The organism is Oleiphilus sp. HI0123 (genome assembly GCF_001635315.1).
This window is the reverse complement of sequence record NZ_LWGE01000860.1, coordinates 1-551: the sequence shown is the minus strand read 5'-3', so window position 1 is coordinate 551 and position 551 is coordinate 1. Positions and strand designations below refer to the sequence as shown.

General features: G+C 43.2%; 1 protein-coding gene. It reads left to right on the top strand.

Annotation, left to right across the window (positions count from 1 at the left end; all coding sequences use genetic code 11):
- Positions 1-281: DNA polymerase III subunit chi (locus tag A3761_RS07475; RefSeq protein ID WP_197472940.1), on the top strand; the 281-nt coding region annotated here is incomplete at its 5' end.
- Positions 282-551 lie beyond the last annotated feature (270 nt).

Here is a 551-nt window from a genome sequence, read left to right as displayed (position 1 = left end):
AACTCGAAAGCTTTATTCCTCATAGTCTCGGTCAAAATGAGTCAGAAAGCAAAACCGCGCCAGTCATCATCGATGACAAACCATTAAAGTCATCACTTCAAAAAGACGATTCTTTGCTCATCCTCCTACGAAAGCAGTTACCCGAGCGCTTGGAAGATTTCAGCCGTTTGTGCTTAATCATTCCGAATATTGAAATCGAAATTCAGGACGCACGTACCTTATACAAGCAACTAAAGAGCCTTGGCCATGAGGTTCATATCCACGATCTACGGAAAGCTTAGGGAAGTCTTTGCTTTTTTAAGCAACTATATTAAGCAAGTCCCTAGCTTCAGCTCGCTCACGCCATGTATAATGTCGGCCATTTTTTATCGTATGCCAAGCGAAAGTCAGGCACTCGACCTCTAGCCATTTTTAACGAGTAAGCATCAACGATTATGGATAAGACCTACCAACCTAGCGAAATAGAACAGTCTTGGTATAAAACCTGGGAAGAAAGCGGCTACTTCAAGCCTTCAAATGAAGGCCAGCCCTACACCATTATGATTCCGCCA